Annotated in this window: 14 protein-coding genes; 8 read left to right on the forward strand and 6 right to left on the reverse strand. The window is 69.3% G+C overall.

Annotated features, from left to right (window positions below):
- Positions 1-93 precede the first annotated feature (93 nt).
- The 4 genes from HRUBRA_RS04075 to HRUBRA_RS04090 all read left to right on the forward strand — a co-directional run bounded on the left by HRUBRA_RS04075 (position 94) and on the right by HRUBRA_RS04090 (position 4,276).
- Positions 94-1,470 carry an FAD-binding oxidoreductase gene (locus HRUBRA_RS04075; RefSeq protein ID WP_035514729.1) on the forward strand — a complete coding sequence of 459 codons (1,377 nt, stop codon included), beginning with the start codon at positions 94-96 and terminating at the stop codon, positions 1,468-1,470.
- Positions 1,471-1,486: 16 nt separating this feature from the next.
- Complete coding sequence (dtd, locus tag HRUBRA_RS04080; protein ID WP_035514730.1) at positions 1,487-1,933, forward strand: D-aminoacyl-tRNA deacylase; 447 nt, start codon at positions 1,487-1,489, stop codon at positions 1,931-1,933.
- A complete protein-coding gene (locus HRUBRA_RS14605) occupies positions 1,930-2,634 on the forward strand; it encodes a hypothetical protein (protein WP_052094359.1) in 705 nt (234 codons plus the stop codon). The genes dtd and HRUBRA_RS14605 overlap by 4 nt, the downstream gene beginning before the upstream one ends.
- A gap of 97 nt (positions 2,635-2,731) precedes the next feature.
- Complete coding sequence (locus HRUBRA_RS04090; RefSeq protein ID WP_052094360.1) at positions 2,732-4,276, forward strand: BCCT family transporter; 1,545 nt, start codon at positions 2,732-2,734, stop codon at positions 4,274-4,276.
- Between the two features lie 27 nt (positions 4,277-4,303).
- Here HRUBRA_RS04090 and HRUBRA_RS04095 read toward each other — a convergent pair whose 3' ends face one another.
- Entirely contained in the window at positions 4,304-5,584 is a 1,281-nt protein-coding gene (locus HRUBRA_RS04095) for an amidohydrolase (protein WP_035514732.1), read from the reverse strand.
- A 675-nt stretch (positions 5,585-6,259) separates the two neighbouring features.
- On the opposite strand from HRUBRA_RS04095, the gene HRUBRA_RS04105 reads away from it, so the two are divergent.
- Positions 6,260-6,457 carry a DUF2283 domain-containing protein gene (locus tag HRUBRA_RS04105; RefSeq protein ID WP_035514734.1) on the forward strand — a complete coding sequence of 66 codons (198 nt, stop codon included), beginning with the start codon at positions 6,260-6,262 and terminating at the stop codon, positions 6,455-6,457.
- Here HRUBRA_RS04105 and HRUBRA_RS04110 read toward each other — a convergent pair.
- Positions 6,454-7,683, reverse strand: a complete 1,230-nt coding sequence (locus tag HRUBRA_RS04110; protein WP_201771526.1) for an MFS transporter — start codon at positions 7,681-7,683, stop codon at positions 6,454-6,456. The genes HRUBRA_RS04105 and HRUBRA_RS04110 overlap by 4 nt on opposite strands.
- A gap of 120 nt (positions 7,684-7,803) precedes the next feature.
- Between HRUBRA_RS04110 and HRUBRA_RS04115 the strand changes: the two genes are divergently transcribed.
- On the forward strand, positions 7,804-9,138 hold the full coding sequence (locus tag HRUBRA_RS04115) for a sodium-dependent transporter (protein WP_035514736.1): 1,335 nt from the start codon (positions 7,804-7,806) through the stop codon (positions 9,136-9,138).
- A gap of 27 nt (positions 9,139-9,165) precedes the next feature.
- Here the strand turns inward: HRUBRA_RS04115 and HRUBRA_RS04120 are convergent, their stop codons facing one another.
- Both HRUBRA_RS04120 and HRUBRA_RS04125 read right to left on the reverse strand, forming a co-directional pair.
- Positions 9,166-9,933: a slipin family protein gene (locus tag HRUBRA_RS04120; RefSeq protein WP_035514738.1), complete on the reverse strand. Its 768-nt coding sequence runs from the start codon at positions 9,931-9,933 to the stop codon at positions 9,166-9,168.
- 35 nt (positions 9,934-9,968) lie between these two features.
- Positions 9,969-11,342, reverse strand: a complete 1,374-nt coding sequence (locus tag HRUBRA_RS04125; protein WP_035514739.1) for an NfeD family protein — start codon at positions 11,340-11,342, stop codon at positions 9,969-9,971.
- A 186-nt stretch (positions 11,343-11,528) separates the two neighbouring features.
- On the opposite strand from HRUBRA_RS04125, the gene HRUBRA_RS04130 reads away from it, so the two are divergent.
- Complete coding sequence (locus tag HRUBRA_RS04130) at positions 11,529-13,844, forward strand: DUF6351 family protein (RefSeq protein ID WP_201771527.1); 2,316 nt, start codon at positions 11,529-11,531, stop codon at positions 13,842-13,844.
- Between the two features lie 22 nt (positions 13,845-13,866).
- Here HRUBRA_RS04130 and HRUBRA_RS04135 read toward each other — a convergent pair whose 3' ends face one another.
- Together HRUBRA_RS04135 and HRUBRA_RS04140 are read right to left on the reverse strand one after the other, a co-directional pair.
- On the reverse strand, positions 13,867-14,184 hold the full coding sequence (locus HRUBRA_RS04135) for an AzlD family protein (protein ID WP_201771528.1): 318 nt from the start codon (positions 14,182-14,184) through the stop codon (positions 13,867-13,869).
- Positions 14,181-14,888 (reverse strand): AzlC family ABC transporter permease, encoded by a 708-nt coding sequence (locus HRUBRA_RS04140; RefSeq protein WP_035514741.1) that lies wholly within the window; start codon positions 14,886-14,888, stop codon positions 14,181-14,183. The genes HRUBRA_RS04135 and HRUBRA_RS04140 overlap by 4 nt, the downstream gene beginning before the upstream one ends.
- Before the next feature lie 144 nt (positions 14,889-15,032).
- Here HRUBRA_RS04140 and HRUBRA_RS04145 point away from each other — a divergent pair.
- Positions 15,033-15,359: hypothetical protein (locus HRUBRA_RS04145; RefSeq protein ID WP_035514743.1), on the forward strand; the 327-nt coding region annotated here is incomplete at its 3' end.

Here is a 15,359-nt window from a genome sequence, read left to right on the forward strand (position 1 = left end):
GACCAAAAACGTTCCCGCGGAAACGCGTAGTGACTGCTCACTTGCGCACAATCTGCTAGTTTTTGCTCCGTTGATTCAATGGATGGACCTGGCATGGCGCAGCTCGAACAACTCCGCGACCTGGTGGATGCGGGCGGTTTTCTCCCGGCGGCAGAGTTGGCGCAGCGCTCCGCGGGTATCTGGCGCGCGGACCACCTCGAGGCCTGGGCCCTGGTCCGGCCGCGGAGCACCGAGGAGGTGGCCCGGGTGCTGGCCTGGTGCAACGAGCATGGCGTGGGGGTGGTCGCGCAGGGCGGGCTCACGGGGCTGGTGCACGGCGCCGATGCGTCGCCGGAGCAGTTGATCCTCTCTCTGGAGCGCATGCGCGCCATCGAGGCCATCGACCCGCGGCAGCGCACGGCCACGATGCAGGCGGGGGTGACGCTGCAGGCGCTGGAGGAGGCGGTGGACGAAGAAGGGCTGCTTTTCCCGCTGGACCTCGGCGCCCGGGGTACCGCCACTCTCGGCGGAAACGCTGCCACCAACGCCGGCGGCAACCGGGTGATCCGCTACGGGATGATGCGCGACATGGTGCTGGGCCTCGAGGCCGTGCTGGCTGACGGCACCGTGGTTTCCTCCATGAACCACCTGATCAAGAACAACACGGGCTATGACCTCAAGCAGCTGTTCATCGGCTCCGAGGGCACGCTGGGGGTGATCACCCGCCTGGTGCTGCGCCTCCGGGAGAAACCGGCAACGCGCTCCATGGCCCTGGTGGCGGTCGACGAGTTCGACAAGGTGGTGGCCCTCCTCAAGCACATGGATCACGGCCTCGGCGGCTCCCTGTCGGCCTTCGAGGCACTGTGGCAGGACTTCTACTGGCTGGTGACCTCGCCGCCCGCAAAGGGACGGCCGCCGGTGGCGCAGGACTACCCCTACTACGTGCTCCTCGAGAGCCAGGGCGCGGAGCGGGAGCTGGACGAGGCCCGCTTCCAGCACGCGCTCGAGGGGGCCTTTGAGGCCGGGCTCATCGCCGACGCGGCGGTGGCGCAGTCGGAGGGCGACTGCCAGGCCTTCTGGGCCCTGCGTGATGATGTCGAACAGACGATGCACGGCGGTGCGGCGGTGATCTTCGATGTCTCCCTGCCCGTGAGTGCCATGGAGGCCTACACGCAGGGGCTGCCCGGCGCCCTGCAGGCGGCCATCGGCGAGCACCGGCTGTTCATCTTCGGTCACCTCGGCGACGGCAACCTGCACGTGATCGTGCAGGTGGCGCCGGAAGACCATGAACGGTTGCGGCCGAAGGTGGAGCAGGCGGTCTACGAGCCGCTCGAGGCGGTGGGCGGGTCCGTCTCCGCGGAGCACGGGATCGGCCTCGAGAAGAAACCCTGGCTCGCGCTGTCGCGCTCCCCTGCCGAGCTGGCGCTCATGCGGCGCCTGAAGGAGACGCTGGACCCGCGGGGCATCCTCAACCCCGGCAAGATCCTGTGAGCGGGGTCCTTGGCCCATGAAGGCCCTGCTGCAGCGGGTGACCGAGGCGGCCGTGACCGTCGATGGCCGCGAAACGGGCCGCATCGGGCCGGGCCTTCTGGTGTTTCTCGGCCTCGACCGGGGCGATGGCCTGGCGGTGGCCGAGCGGCTCCTGTCCCGGGTCCTGCGCTACCGGGTCTTTGCCGATGATGCCGGCCGCATGAACCGCAGCGTGGTCGACAGCGGCGGCGGCGTGCTGCTGGTGTCCCAATTCACCCTCTCGGCCGACACGGATCGCGGCCTGCGGCCGAGCTTCTCCTCGGCGCTGCCGCCGGCGGAGGCCGAGGCGCTCTACGGCGACTGCCTCGCCTGGCTGCGCGCGCAGCACGCGCCGGTGGCGGCGGGGGAGTTCGGTGCCGACATGCAGGTAAGCCTGGTCAACGACGGCCCGGTCACCTTCCTGCTCGAGGCCTCCGCGCCGTGAGCCTGCCCCTGGCTGAGGCCGGCGCCCTGGCGGAGCTGCTCTGCGAGCTGACCGACGAGCTCCTCTATGCCCCGCGCGCTGCTAGCCTTGCCCGCGAGGCGCCCTGGCACCGCTACCGCGCCCGCGTCGGCAGCGGCCGGCAGACCTGTCTGCGCCATTACCCGGACGGCCGGCTGGAAATCACCTACGGCCGGCGCATGGTGCAGGACAAGTACGACCCGGAGCACTCGCGAGTCTGGGCCACGAGCCGGGAACTGTCGCGCTTCGGCTGGTTCGGGGGCAGCGTGTCGCCGGCGCACACGCTCGCGCACACGGCGCTGCACGAGTTTGCCCACCTGCTGCAGGCGGTCCGCGGCGAGCGCCGGGCCGGTAGTGTGCACAACACCGCTTTCTACCGCACGCTCGGTGAACTGCACGAGGCGGGCGACGGCGAGCGCTTGTACCGGCGGCTGGCGGAGCGGGCGGGGGCCACGGGGCTGCCCCTCGGTTTCCGTGAGCCCGGCGATGAAGAGCAGGCCCGACGCAGTGCGCGGCAGCAGGCCTATGCCGCGCTCGCCGTGGGCGACCGGGTGCGCCTGCGCGGCCGTGACCGGGACTATACCGGCACGGTGCGCCGCATCAATCGGCGCACCGTGAGCTGCGATCTTGACGGCGGCGGCCGGTTGCGCTTCTCCGAGCACGCGGACTTCGAGCGGCTCTGAGCACCGGCCAGGCCGTGCTGCCGGGGGTACCCGGGCGCAGGTCCCGGCTGCCTCCGGTCGATTTCAGCCGCGCCGGCGACCGGCTACACTGAAAACCATGCGTTCGCAGCTCCCGCGCCCCCTGGCGCGCATGGCGGCGGCCATGGAGCCCGCGGTGTTCCTTGGCTCCGCGCTCACCGTTGTGGTGTTCGTGCTCTTCGGCGCGCTCTACGACGAGGCCGCCGTGCGCCTGTTCACTGCCGTGCAGGCGTTCATCGTCGGCCGCCTGGGCTGGTTCTACGTGCTCACCGTCAGCGTGCTGCTGGTCGTCGTGCTGTGGCTCATGCTGGGCCCCTTCGGCCGCATCCGCCTGGGTGGCCCGGACGCCCGCCCGGAGTTCGGCTACGCTGGCTGGTTTGCCATGCTGTTCAGCGCCGGCATGGGCACGGGGCTGGTGTTCTGGAGCGTGGCGGAGCCGGTCACCCATTTCCTCGATCCGCCGGTCCTGCCCGGCGTGGCTGGCAGCCAGGCGGATGCCATGCGCGTGACCTTCTTTCACTGGGGTCTGCATCCCTGGGCCGTCTACGCGGTCTTCGGCCTCGCCATCGCCTACTACCACTTCCGCCACGAGCTGCCGCTGGCGCCGCGCTCGCTCCTCTACCCGCTGCTGGGCGAGCGTATTTACGGCCCGGCAGGGCATGCGGTGGATATTCTCGCGACGGTGGGCACGCTGTTCGGCGTCGCCACCTCCCTCGGCTTCGGTGCCATGCAGATCAACGCCGGCCTCGCCCAGGCCAGCGGCGTGCCCCAGGGCGCCGAGGTGCAGGTCCTGGTCATTGCGCTGATCACGCTGGTGGCGACGATCTCGGTGGTTATCGGCCTGCACGGCGGTATCCAGCGCCTGTCGAAGCTGAACATGGGGCTCGCGGCCGGCATGCTGCTGTTCGTCTTCGTCGCCGGGCCCACGGTGCACCAGCTGGAGGTGCTCACCGCGAGCGTCGGCGGCTACCTGCAGCACCTGGTGGGCAACAGCCTCTGGATCGATATCGACGGTCGCGGCGGCTGGCAGGCGGACTGGACGCTGTTCTACTGGAGCTGGTGGATCTCCTGGTCACCCTTCGTGGGGGTGTTCGTCGCGCGGATTTCCTACGGACGCACGGTGCGCGAGTTCGCCGTGACCGTGCTCCTCGTGCCCACCGCAGCGACGTTTCTCTGGCTCGCTGTGTTCGGCGGCACAGCTCTCGACCTCGCCGTCGCCGATACGGCCTTTGCCGAGCAGGTGAAGGGTGAGCCGTCCATGGCCCTGCACGCGATGCTGGCCCGCCTGCCGGGCGGCTCGGTGACCGGTGTACTGGCGACCTTGCTGGTGGTGGTGTTCTTCATCACGTCGTCGGACTCCGGCTCCCTGGTCGACGACATGGTCACCTCCGGCGGGCACCCAAACCCGCCGCGGGTGCAGCGGGTGTTCTGGGCGGTTTCCGAGGGGGCGGTCGCCGGCACGCTGCTGCTCGCCGGCGGGCTGCAGGCGCTGCGCACGGCATCGCTCACCTCCGGGCTCGCCATGGCCGCGCTGCTGCTGGTCGCGAGCTACGGCCTGCTGCGCTCCCTGCACCGGGACCGGGCGGTCCCGGGGGTGCCGGAGCGCGACAAGCTTGGCCCCTGAGCCCGCTGTTCAGGGCGCACCGGCGAGTCAGTCGAGGGAGAGATAGTCGAGCGTAAGCTCGGTAAGGGCCTTCACGCCCAGCGGCAGCGCCCGCTCATCGGCGTAGAAGCGCGGCGAGTGGTTCGGGGCGACCAGCGCCGGGTCGTCGGGGGCGACGCCGAGGAAGAAGAACAGGCCGGGAACCGCCTCTGCCAGGTAGGAGAAGTCCTCCGCCCCGGTGACCGGGCGCGCCTCGACAAAGCCCGGGCCGGCCACGCGCTCGAGGGTCGGCGCCATGCGCCGGTAGAGCGCCGGGTCATTGCGTGTCACCGGGTAGCCGAGGTCCACGGCCACATCGGCCGTGGCGCCCGCGCTTTCGGCAATGTGCGTTGCCGTGGTCTCGATGCGGCGGTGAATGTCGGTGCGCGTGTCGGCATCGAAGGTGCGGATCGTGCCTTCCAGCTCCACCGTCTCCGGGATGATGTTGTTGCGCACGCCGCCCTCGATGCGGCCCACGCTGACGACCGACGGCGTGAGCGTGGCATCGAGCTGCCGGGCGGGAATGGTCTGCAGGCCGAGCACGACCTGGCTCGCGGTCACGACCGGGTCGACGCCCATCCAGGGCATGGCGCCGTGGGTCTGGGTGCCGTTCACGGTGATCGTGAAGCGGTCCGAGGACGCCATGAGGCCCTCGGGCCGGCTCGCGATCACGCCCACGGGCATGGGGAAGACGTGCAGGCCGAAGACCACGTCCGGTACCGGATCGGCGAAGGCGCCCTCGCGGAGCATGAGATCCGCGCCGCCTTCCTCGCCCTCGGGCGCGCCCTCTTCGGCGGGCTGGAACAGGAACAGCACCGTGCCTGGCAGCTCGTTGCCGAGGCCGGCAAGGACCTCCGCCACGCCCATGAGGATGGCCACGTGGTTGTCGTGACCGCAGGCGTGCATGACGCCCACTTCCTCGCCGTCGTACTCGGTGGTGACGGTCGAGGCGAAGGGCAGGTCGACCTGCTCCGTGACCGGTAGCGCGTCCATGTCGGCACGCAGGGCCACCACCGGGCCGTCGCCGCCGCGCAGGATGCCCACGACGCCGGTGTGGGCGATACCGGTGCGCACCTCCATGCCCAGGCCCTCCAGGTGCTCCGCCACCAGCCCGGCGGTGCGGAACTCGCGGTTACCGAGCTCCGGGTGCGCGTGGATATCCCGGCGCCAGGCCACCACCTTCGGCGTCAGGGCGGTGATGCGGGCATCGAGGTCGGCCGCGGTGGTATCGGCTGTCGCGGCTGCAGTACCTACAAGGAAGGCAAGCAGCGTATAAGTCAACGATCTCATGGCGGGCTCCGGTTGGCGAAGGCAGCAGCATAACCCGTCCCGCGCGTCGTTGGCACTGTCAGCCAGCGTGCTTTCGCGCCTGGCTGGCGCTGGTTGAAATCGACCGATGCGGCCGTGTCGTCCGGTGTGTAGTTTGCCCATGGATGCCTTTGCGTGCCTGAGGAGTTCGGTGGCTGGTGAAGATGACCCGGTATTTCGAGTGGTCGAGGCGACGCCCCGACCGTGCCGCGATCCGGCTTTCCTGGATCCAGTCCGTCATCGCCTGCCCGGAGTACCAGGTGGTCCAGGCAGACGGTCGCATTCGCTGTTGGGCTAGTGTCCTTTCCGGCTAATTCGTTGCATTTCAGCTTGCCAGCCCGGTCTCCTGGCGAGGCGCGTCTTGCCGCCAATGGCCGTCGCCCTTGGCAAAAGGCGCAACGCGGCCAGGGGGCCGGGCTGGCAAGCCCGAAGGGAGCCCACAGAGATCGCCGCAGCCGCGTTGCGATCCTTGGCAATACACCCGGTATTCCCTGCGGATCGCGCCTTGCTGCAGCGATCTCTGTAGGCTCTGAAATTCAACGAATTAGCCGGAAAGGACACTAGAATCGCTGAGGCCGGCAATCGCTATCTGCGAGTTGTGTTGCTTTCAGATGGGGAAACGGTCCATAACGCCTTCTTCGACCGGAGGTTCAGGCCATGAAAGTGTGTTACTTCAGCGATACCGATACGCTCTACATCGAAATTGACGGCGGTGCGGTTTCCGAAACGCGGGACCTTGATCAGGACACCACCCTGGATCTTGATGATCGAGGGCGTATCTGCGGTATTACCCTCGAGCATGCGAGCCAGCGTACTGATGTGAGCCGGCTGATCGTCGAAGGTATGGCCGCCTAGAGGCCTTCCGCCGCGACGTCGGGTGCCGCGTCCCGGGCCTGCCAGAGTGCTGCGAGTACAGCGGCGACCATGCCGGCCGACAGCCACACCAGCACGGGCCAGCCGAAGCCGTTGATCACCCAGCCCGAGGCGAGGGCCGCGACGGCCTGGCAGCCGAAGACCGCGAACTCGTTGAGGCTCTGTACCCGGAAGCGCTCGGCCGGGGTGTGGCACTGCGGCAGCAGGGCGGTCCCGGTGACGAACAGGAAATTCCAGCCGACGCCGAGGAGCACGAGCGCCCACCAGTAGTGGAGCAGGTGCTGCCCCGAGGCCGCGATGGCGAGGCAGCCCAGGTAGGCGAGGGTGCCGAGGACGATCATGCGGCGGTGGCCGAGGCGGGTGATCAGCCAGCCGGAGAACAGCGACGGCGCGAACATGGCCATGATGTGCGACTGGATGACCCACTTGGTTTCCGCCAGGGAGTGGCCGTCGATGCTGTGCATGCTGAGCGGTGTGGCGGTCATCATGAAACTCATCATCGCGTAGCCCATGGCCGCTGCGATGATCGCCAGGCGCAGGAGCGGGCTGGCCAGGAGGGTGCGCAGGGGCCGGGCGCTGCCGCGACTTTCGGCGCCCGGCGGCGCGATGTTGCGATAGCCCAGCGCGACCAGCGCCATGGTGGTTGCGGCGATGACGGCGAGCAGCAGGAAGCCGCCGATGAAGGCGCCCTGGGCGGGGTGGGCCCCGGCCGCCAGCGGCAGGGCCTCCGCGAAGGCACCCCAGGTGACCAGCTCCGGGCCTAGCCAGGCCGCGACGAGGCCGGCGAGCAGCACGCGGGCGGTGGCTTTGCCGGCAAGGGCCGGTGGCACGGTCTCAATCGCCGCGAAGCGGTACTGCTGGGCAATGGCAATACTCACGCCGGCCGCGACGCCCGCCGCGCAGAACAGCGTGAAGCTGCCCGCGGCGAGGGCCACGGCGGCGAGCAGTGCGCCCGCGCCGTTGGTCAGCGCACCGGCCAGGAACAGGCGCTTGCGCCCGAAGCGGTGCATGGCGCGGGTGACTGGCACCACGGTAAGGGCGGTCGCAACAATGATGCAGGCCACGGGCAGGGTGGCGAGCGCCGGCCGTGGTGCCAACGCATCGCCGACGATACCGCCGGTGAGAAAGTAGAGCGGCGCCGTGCACAGCGAGAGGGCCTGTACGGCCATGAGCAGGTAGACGGCGCCCGGCAGTCTTTCGCGGACCATGTAAGGACTCCCCGGGTGGTTGGGAAAGGGGTGCGGCTGGCAGTATAGCGGGCCGGGGAACGCGCCGCCGCCCGGAGTCCCGGCGGCGCGGCTTTAGCACAGGTTGTCACGGGGAGCCGCATGCGTCGTCGCCACGAATTTGTCGAAGAGTCCCGCCGCGAGTGGAGTTCCGAGCCCGCCTTCATTGCCTCCATGGCCGCGGCCGCGGTAGGGCTCGGCAATCTCTGGCGCTTTCCCTACATCATGGGCGAGAACGGCGGTGGGGCCTTTGTGGTGGCCTACCTCGCGGCGCTCATCGTGGTCGTCATGCCGATCATGATCCTGGAGGTGGCCGCGGGCCGCCTCTCAAAGGGCAGCACCGTGGGCACCTATCGCCAGGTGAATCGCTTCGGCACGGTCTACGGCTGGTTTGTGGTGCTGGTGACCACGGCGATCACCAGTTACTACCTCGTGATCACCGGTTGGACCCTCGGCTACACGGTAGATGCGGTGCGCGGGGATGTCCGCGTCTTCGGGCAGTTCAGCGCCGGCTTCAATTCGCTCTGGTACTTCCTGGCGACGACGGCGCTGGCGGCCGCGGTGCTGTTGCGCGGCGTCCGGGCCATCGAAACGCTGTCGAAGCTGCTCATGCCGGCGCTGCTGGCGCTGGTGCTGTTTCTCGTCTACCGGGCCGCGCAGACGCCGGGCTGGGATGAGACCCGGGACTTCTTCTTCCAGGTTGACTGGGCGCGGCTTCTCGATGGGAAGCTCTGGGGCTTCGCCTTCGGCCAGGCGTTCTACACGCTGGCCATCGGCCAGGGCTACCTGGTGACTTACGGCAGTTTCATCCCCCGGAAAACCCACCTGCCGCGGGCCTGCCTGGTCGTGGCCGGTGTCGAGACGAGCGTCGCGCTCCTCGCGGGATGGATGATCTTCCCCTACGTTTTCAGCTTCGGCATGGCGCCGGATCAGGGCTCGGCGCTGGCTTTCGAGACGCTGCCGCGGGTCTTCGAGCAGCAGGCGGGCGGGGGGCTGCTGGCGGTGCTGTTCTTCGCCCTGTTCTTCGCCGCCGCGTTCAGCTCGTCCCTTGCCGGCCTCAAGGTGATCATCGCCGCCGTCGCCGAGGAGTTCCGCCTCCGGGAAAGGAGCGCCGTGCTGGCCGTCGCGCTGCTGATGGTGATGCTCGGCAGCGCCTCGGCGCTCAGCTTCACACCGCTGCAGCTGACCATCGGCGGCGAGCCGGTGTTGGATGCCGTCGACCGGGTGGCGGGCGGGGACGTGATCATCTTCTCCGGCCTGACCGGCGCCGCGCTCCTGTGCTGGTTCATCCCGCCGCAGCGCATTCGCACGGTGCTGGGCACGGCGAATCGCTGGTGGGAGTGGCGTATCTATCTGATCGGGCGCTACCTGCCGGTGCTGGTCCTGCTGTGGGGCGTGATCACCTACGGGGTCAGCCAGCTGCAGGGCGCCGGCTGACCGCCACTGGGGGCCCCGGGCGCCGGGTCAGGCCTCTTCCTTGCCGGCGCCCGGCAGGGTCAGCCCCTTGAGCATCTCGATCGGCATGGGAAAGACAATCGTCGACGAGTTCTTGTTGCTCATGTCCGCTAGCGTCTGCAGGTAGCGCAGCTGCATGGCGCCGGAGCTGACAGCCATCACCTGTGCCGCTTCCACGAGCTTCTTCGAGGCCTGCAATTCGCCCTCGGCGTGGATCACCTTCGCGCGCCGCTCCCGCTCCGCCTCGGCCTGGCGGCCGATGGCGCGGATCATGGACTCGTCGAGGTCTACCTGCTTGATCTCCACGTTGGCGACCTTGATACCCCACTCCTCGGTCTGGGCGTCGATGATCTCCTGCACGTCGTTGTTGAGCTTGTCGCGCTCCGAGAGCATCTCGTCGAGGTCGTGCTTGCCGAGCACGGAACGCAGGGTGGTCTGGGCGAGCTGGCTGGTGGCGGCGTTGAAATCCTCTACCCGGATGATCGCCCGCTCCGGGTCGACGACGCGGAAGTAGAGCACGGCATTCACGTGCACGGTGACGTTGTCCTGGGAAATGACGTCCTGGCTCGGGACGTCCAGGGTGATCACCCGCAGGTCGACGCGGATGAACTGCTGGATTACCGGGATGACGATGATCAGCCCGGGGCCTTTCACGCCCTGGAAGCGGCCGAGGAAGAAGACGACCCCGCGCTCGTACTCGGGCACGATCTTGATCGCTGAGGCGAGGATCGCGAACAGCAGGATCAGCGGTGCGATGTAGGGAATGATCTGTTCCATGGTGCCTAACCTCCGCGCGTGTTCGCGCTAGTCGATCAGTGGGTGTTGCCGGCCGGTGTCACGGTGACCGTGAGCCCGTCAAGGGCGGTCACGGAGAGCACATCGCCGGCGGCGACGGGGCCGTCACTCGTCGCCCGCCAGCGCTCGCCGTTCATGCGCACGTGGCCCGCATAGCCGGTCTCCGCCGGCTGAAAATCCTCGAGGGCCACGGCCCGCTCCGCGGTGACCTGCTCGCTGCCCACCACCGGGGCGCGCCGGCGGAACGCCATGAACCGGGTGACGGCCCAGAGCAGGAAGCCCGCGCCGATGGCGGCGATGCCGCCTACCGTGGGCAGGGACACAGCCTGGTTGCTGCCGTCCATGAGAATCACGGAGCCGGCGATGAAGGCCACCAGGCCGCCGATACCGAGGATACCGAAGCTGGGTACGAAGGCCTCGCCGATGATGAAGGCGAGCCCCAGGAAGATCAGCGCGAGGCCGGCATAGTTCACCGACAGCACCTGGAAAGCGAAGAGCGCCAGCAGCAGGCAGGTCGCGCCGATGACGCCGGGCACGAGGCTGCCGGGGTTCGCCAGCTCGAAGAAGATGCCGTAGAAGCCGATGAGCATCAGCAGGTAGGCGATGTTGGGATCCGTGATCACCGACAGCAGCTGTGTGCGCCAGCCGGGCTCGCGGTCCACGAGGACCATGCCCTGCGTCGAGAGTGTGCGCTCACCACCGGCAAGGGACACGGTGCGGCCGTCGAGTTTCTCCAGCAGTTCTGCACGGCCGCTGGCGACGAGGTCGATCACGCCGGCGTCGAGCGCTTCGTTCGCACCGAGGTTGGCGGCCTCGCGCACGGCGCGCTCGGCCCAGTCGGCATTGCGGCCATGGCGCTCGGCGAGTTCGCGGATGTAGCTCACCGCGTCCTCGAGAATCTTCTGTTCCATGGCCGACTTGCCGCCCTCGGGAGCGTTCGGGTCCTCGGCTTCCGAAGGCATGCCCGGCATGCCGCCCATCTGCACCGGCGTCGCCGAGCCGAGGTGGGTTGCCGGCGCCATGGCAGCCACGTGGCTGGCGAGGAGGATGTAGGTGCCCGCGCTGGCCGCGCGGGCGCCGGCGGGGGCGACCCAGGTCACCACGGGGATCGGGGCGGCGAGGATGCCCTGGATCAGGTCCCGGGTGGCCTCCATGAGGCCGCCGGGTGTGTCCATCCTGAGGATCACCAGGGAGGCACCGGCGTCGTCGGCGCTGGCGATGCCGCGGAGCAGGTAGTCGACGGTGGCCGGGCCGATGGCGCCGTCGACGGTGAGCACCTCGCCGCGCGGCGCACTGTCCTGCGCCGGCGCCAGCAGCGGGCCGAGACACAGGAGGACGCCGCCGAGCAGGATCGCCAGCAGGCCGAGGCGGGGGCGCGTGCCCGGCGTCATCGCATTCTCCTTGCGCGCAACGATCGCATGAGTCTTCAGTGTAGCAGCTTGCCTGCGAAAGCCGTGGCGTGGCTGGCAGCCGGCCTCGCCGTGGGCTAGGCTTCCCGGACGGGGCGGCGCGGGGCCGGCCCGCCGGAAACCCCGGAAGACACAGCAAGACGAAGAAAAAACAATAAGGAGTCATCCATGCCCGCATCCCCGGCCGGCGCAGTGTCACGCCGCATCCTGTCTTTTCTTGTTCCCATCGCTTGTGCGCTTGCCCTGGCGGCCTGCGACAACGGATCGAATACCATCGCCATCGAGCCGCCGGCACCGCCACCGGAACCGGAGCCCCTCGGTGCGTTCTCGGCCGCGGTGGTCTCCAGCCCGCCCGACGCCGTGAGCGGCGGCACCGCCCGCGTCGGTATCGGCGCCCCGGCCGAGCTGCCGGACGAAGACATCGTCGTCGAACTCGATGGCGAGGACATCACCGACCGCTTCCGCGCGACCGGCGGCAAGTTCCGCCTCCTGGGCCGCGTCGAGGGGCTGGCCGAGGGCGAGAACCGGCTGCGCGTCACCAGCGCCGGCGAGCCGGTGACCCCGGCGGAGCTGACGCTGGTCAATCACCCGGAGACCGGGCCGATCTTCTCCGGCCCGCAGCAGGATCCCTTCCTCTGCGCGACCGACAATCACCGCGCCAACCTGGAGCTCGGCCCCATCCTCGACGAGCAGTGCAGCGTGGAGCGGGTGGTCAGCTTCAAGTACCGCACCACGGCAGGCGCCTGGGCGGACTGGGAGCCCGGGCAGGCGCGGCCGGAGGACATGGCGACCACGACCACCAACGACGGTGAGACCGTGGACTTCATCGTGCGCTGGGAGCGCGGCACCCTCAACCGCTTCCTGTACTCCCTGGCGGTGCTCGTGCCCGGCGGTGACGTCGACGGCGAGCCGGACCTGGCCGCCTGGAACCGCCGGCTCATCTACTACTTCCAGGGGGGGGTGGCCATCGGCCGCTACCAGGGCGACCCGAGCCAGCGCCGCGCGCTGTACGTGGACGGCCTCGGCGCCGGCTATGCCATTGCCTATTCCACCGGCACGAAGACCGGCACCCACTACAATCTTGAAGTCGGCGGCGAGACCGCCATCATGGTCAAGGACCGCTTCGTGAGCGCCTACGGCATGCCCGACTACACGGTCGGGGTGGGCGGCTCCGGCGGCGGTATCCAGCAGTACGTCTACGGGCAGAACCACCCGGGCCTCATCGACGCCGGCGTGCCGCAGTACTCGTACCCGGACATGATCACGCAGACGATCCACATCGGCGACTGCGAGCTCCTCGAGCGCTGGATCGACTTCCAGCTGCAGGCGGACCCGAATTCCAAGTGGGCCGACTGGAACAACCGCAGCTGGCTCATCGGCCTCAACGCCAACAACGAGGTGCCCAATGATGTCATCGACTTCGGCCTCACGCCCTGGGTGCCGCCGGGCTCGAGCGAGTGCACGGCCTCCTGGCGCGGGCTCTCGCCCCTGGCGCTGAACCCGAACTTCGGCACCGCGCCGGGGATCAGCGACGCGCAGCAGGCGGAGGTCGAGTGGACGCACTTCGCGGACCTCATCAACATCTATGGCCGCGCCGAGGACGGCTTCGCCCGCAGCACCTGGGACAACGTCGGTGTGCAGTACGGGCTGCAGGCGCTGCGCGACGGCAATATCACCCCGGCGGAGTTCCTCGACCTCAATGCGTCCATCGGTTCCTGGAAGCCGGAGGCGGAGATGGTGCAGGAGGGCTGCCCCTTCTTCATCGATCTCTGCTTCGCGCTGGACTTCGAGCAGCCGCTCTACCCGGACCAGATAGACCCCTGGAGCTGGCGTAACGCCAACGTCGGGAGTCTGGAGAACCCGGCGCCGCGGCGCGCGGCGGATCCCGGCGCCATCGAGCGCGCCTTCGACTCGGGCATGGTGAACCGCGGTGAGATCGAGATTCCGCTGATCGATGTGCGGCCCTACCTCGAGGAGGAGCTGGACATGCACAACACGCACCAGTCCTTCGCCGCCCGGCAGCGGCTCCTCAACCACGACGGCGATGCCAGCAACCAGGTCATCTGGTTCCAGGAGCCGAGCGAGGCCGACATCGCGGCGCTGACCATGGAGGCCTTTGCGGTCATCGACGAGTGGATGGCGAATATCGCCGCCAACCCGGAACGCTCCGTGGGCGAAAACCGCCCGGACGCGGCGGTAGATGCCTGCTTCGATGCCGGCGGTGGTGTGATCGCGGCCGGCGACGACGTCTGGAACGGTATCCTCGACGACGGCGAGCCGGGCGCGTGCACGGCGCAGTTCCCGGTTTACAGCACCTCGCGGATCGTCGCCGGGGCGCCGATCACCGGCGACGTGTTCAAGTGCGAGCTGCAGCCCCTGGCCGAGGCCATCGACGGCGGCGTGTATGGCGACTGGATGCCGGGCGCCCAGGAGCAGGCCGCGCTCGAGGCCATCTTCCCGGACGGCGTCTGCCGCTACGACTGATCCGCGGCGCAGGCCGCGCGGATCAGCCCCCCAGCCCCGTGGCGCGCAGCAGCGCCGCGGTGATGATGCCCGCCGCGATGGCGGGCATGGGGCGGCCGAGCACCAGCATCAGGACCGCGGTAGCTGCAAGCGCCACCCGGCCCGCGAGGTCCGCCTCGAGGGCAACGGGTACGATCACCGCCACCAGCACGGCCCCCGACATCCCGTCGATGAAGCCGCGCACCCGAGGCCGCAGCGGCACCAGCGAGGTGATGAACACGCCGCCGAGGCGTGTGCCCAGGGTCACCAGCCCCATGAGCAGGGCGATGATGAGCGCGCCGCTACCGTCGGTGGCCATCATGACGGAGTGTGCTCCAGCCAGAGGGCACCGACGAGGCCGCCGGCGAGGGCGCCGAGAATGACGTGGGTGTTCGGCGGCAGCCAGCGCCAGGCCCCGTAGGCGGTGAGGCCGGCGGCCACCCAGGTTACCGCCCGGCGCAGATTGCGCTTGCCCACCAGCACCATGGTCAGCATGAAACAGCCCATCACCATATCCAGGCCGAAGGTCGCGGGCTCGGGAATGCCGGCGCCCAGGAGCAGGCCGACGATGGTGCCGGCCTGCCAGGTCGTCCACAGGGCAAAGCCGCCACCGACGAGAATGCCGAGGTTGTTCCGGCCCTGCTGCAGGTCGTTGAGGTTCATGGCCCAGTTGGCATCGGAGAGCATGACCACGGCGGCATAGCGGCGGCCCGGGGGCAGCAGCCGCAGCCAGGGGTAGAGCGTGGCGCCCATGAGCAGCATGCGGCCGTTGATGGCCAGCGTCGTTGCCAGCAGCGGCACCAGCGGCACCTGCGCACCCCACAGGTCCAGGGCAGCGAACTGCGCCGTACCGGCGAAGACCACCGCACTCATGACGATGATCTCCGGCTCGGCGAGGCCCGTCTCCCGAGCGGCGAGGCCCAGGGCGAGGCCGAAGATGAAGACGAAGCTGGAGATGGGCATCATCCGCCAGAAGCCCGCGCGGCAGTCGGCGAAGGTAAGGCTGGGCGCGTGTTGCGGGTCCATGGCGAGGGCTCCCGTGCGGGTGGTGGCGTGGCCGGAGTGAAAAAGGACGCGTACTTTACCAGCGCTGCGCGGATGCTGCAGGGCGACAGCATCCGCCGCGCCGTGGCAAGCTCCGGGGCGGAATGGCCACGAGGAGGGCAAGCGATGCCGCGACACAGCCTGCGACCGGGTCTCGCCGCCGGCCTGCTGGTGCTGCTGGCGGCCTGCCAGGGCGGCCCCCGGCCCGTGCCGGACAACGCGATTGCCCGCTGCGAGGCGCTGTTTACCGCGCAGGATCACGCCGTGGAGGCTGCGGGCGCGGGGCGCTCCCACCCCCACCGCATCGCGGGCTTCCCCTACCTGCGGATCACCCGCCTGCTGGCCAGCTATCGCGATGCCGCAGAGGACCCGCTGCGGGTCGGGGCGTGGCTCGCGAGGCTCGCCGACGCGGACGCGCAGGCCCGGGCCTCGGAGCTGGCGCTGTTGCCGCCC

It is taken from the genome of Pseudohaliea rubra DSM 19751 (assembly GCF_000764025.1).
Taxonomy (GTDB): domain Bacteria; phylum Pseudomonadota; class Gammaproteobacteria; order Pseudomonadales; family Halieaceae; genus Pseudohaliea; species Pseudohaliea rubra.

Bases quoted from the DNA above. Each gene is read 5' to 3' on its own strand.
- HRUBRA_RS04075 (WP_035514729.1), top strand. From the start codon at position 94: ATGGCGCAGCTCGAACAACTCCGCGACCTGGTGGATGCGGGCGGTTTT.
- dtd (WP_035514730.1), top strand. From the start codon at position 1,487: ATGAAGGCCCTGCTGCAGCGGGTGACCGAGGCGGCCGTGACCGTCGAT.
- HRUBRA_RS04090 (WP_052094360.1), top strand. From the start codon at position 2,732: ATGCGTTCGCAGCTCCCGCGCCCCCTGGCGCGCATGGCGGCGGCCATG.
- HRUBRA_RS04095 (WP_035514732.1), bottom strand. From the start codon at position 5,584: ATGAGATCGTTGACTTATACGCTGCTTGCCTTCCTTGTAGGTACTGCA.
- HRUBRA_RS04105 (WP_035514734.1), top strand. From the start codon at position 6,260: ATGAAAGTGTGTTACTTCAGCGATACCGATACGCTCTACATCGAAATT.
- HRUBRA_RS04110 (WP_201771526.1), bottom strand. From the start codon at position 7,683: ATGGTCCGCGAAAGACTGCCGGGCGCCGTCTACCTGCTCATGGCCGTA.
- HRUBRA_RS04115 (WP_035514736.1), top strand. From the start codon at position 7,804: ATGCGTCGTCGCCACGAATTTGTCGAAGAGTCCCGCCGCGAGTGGAGT.
- HRUBRA_RS04120 (WP_035514738.1), bottom strand. From the start codon at position 9,933: ATGGAACAGATCATTCCCTACATCGCACCGCTGATCCTGCTGTTCGCG.
- HRUBRA_RS04125 (WP_035514739.1), bottom strand. From the start codon at position 11,342: ATGACGCCGGGCACGCGCCCCCGCCTCGGCCTGCTGGCGATCCTGCTC.
- HRUBRA_RS04130 (WP_201771527.1), top strand. From the start codon at position 11,529: ATGCCCGCATCCCCGGCCGGCGCAGTGTCACGCCGCATCCTGTCTTTT.
- HRUBRA_RS04135 (WP_201771528.1), bottom strand. From the start codon at position 14,184: ATGATGGCCACCGACGGTAGCGGCGCGCTCATCATCGCCCTGCTCATG.
- HRUBRA_RS04140 (WP_035514741.1), bottom strand. From the start codon at position 14,888: ATGGACCCGCAACACGCGCCCAGCCTTACCTTCGCCGACTGCCGCGCG.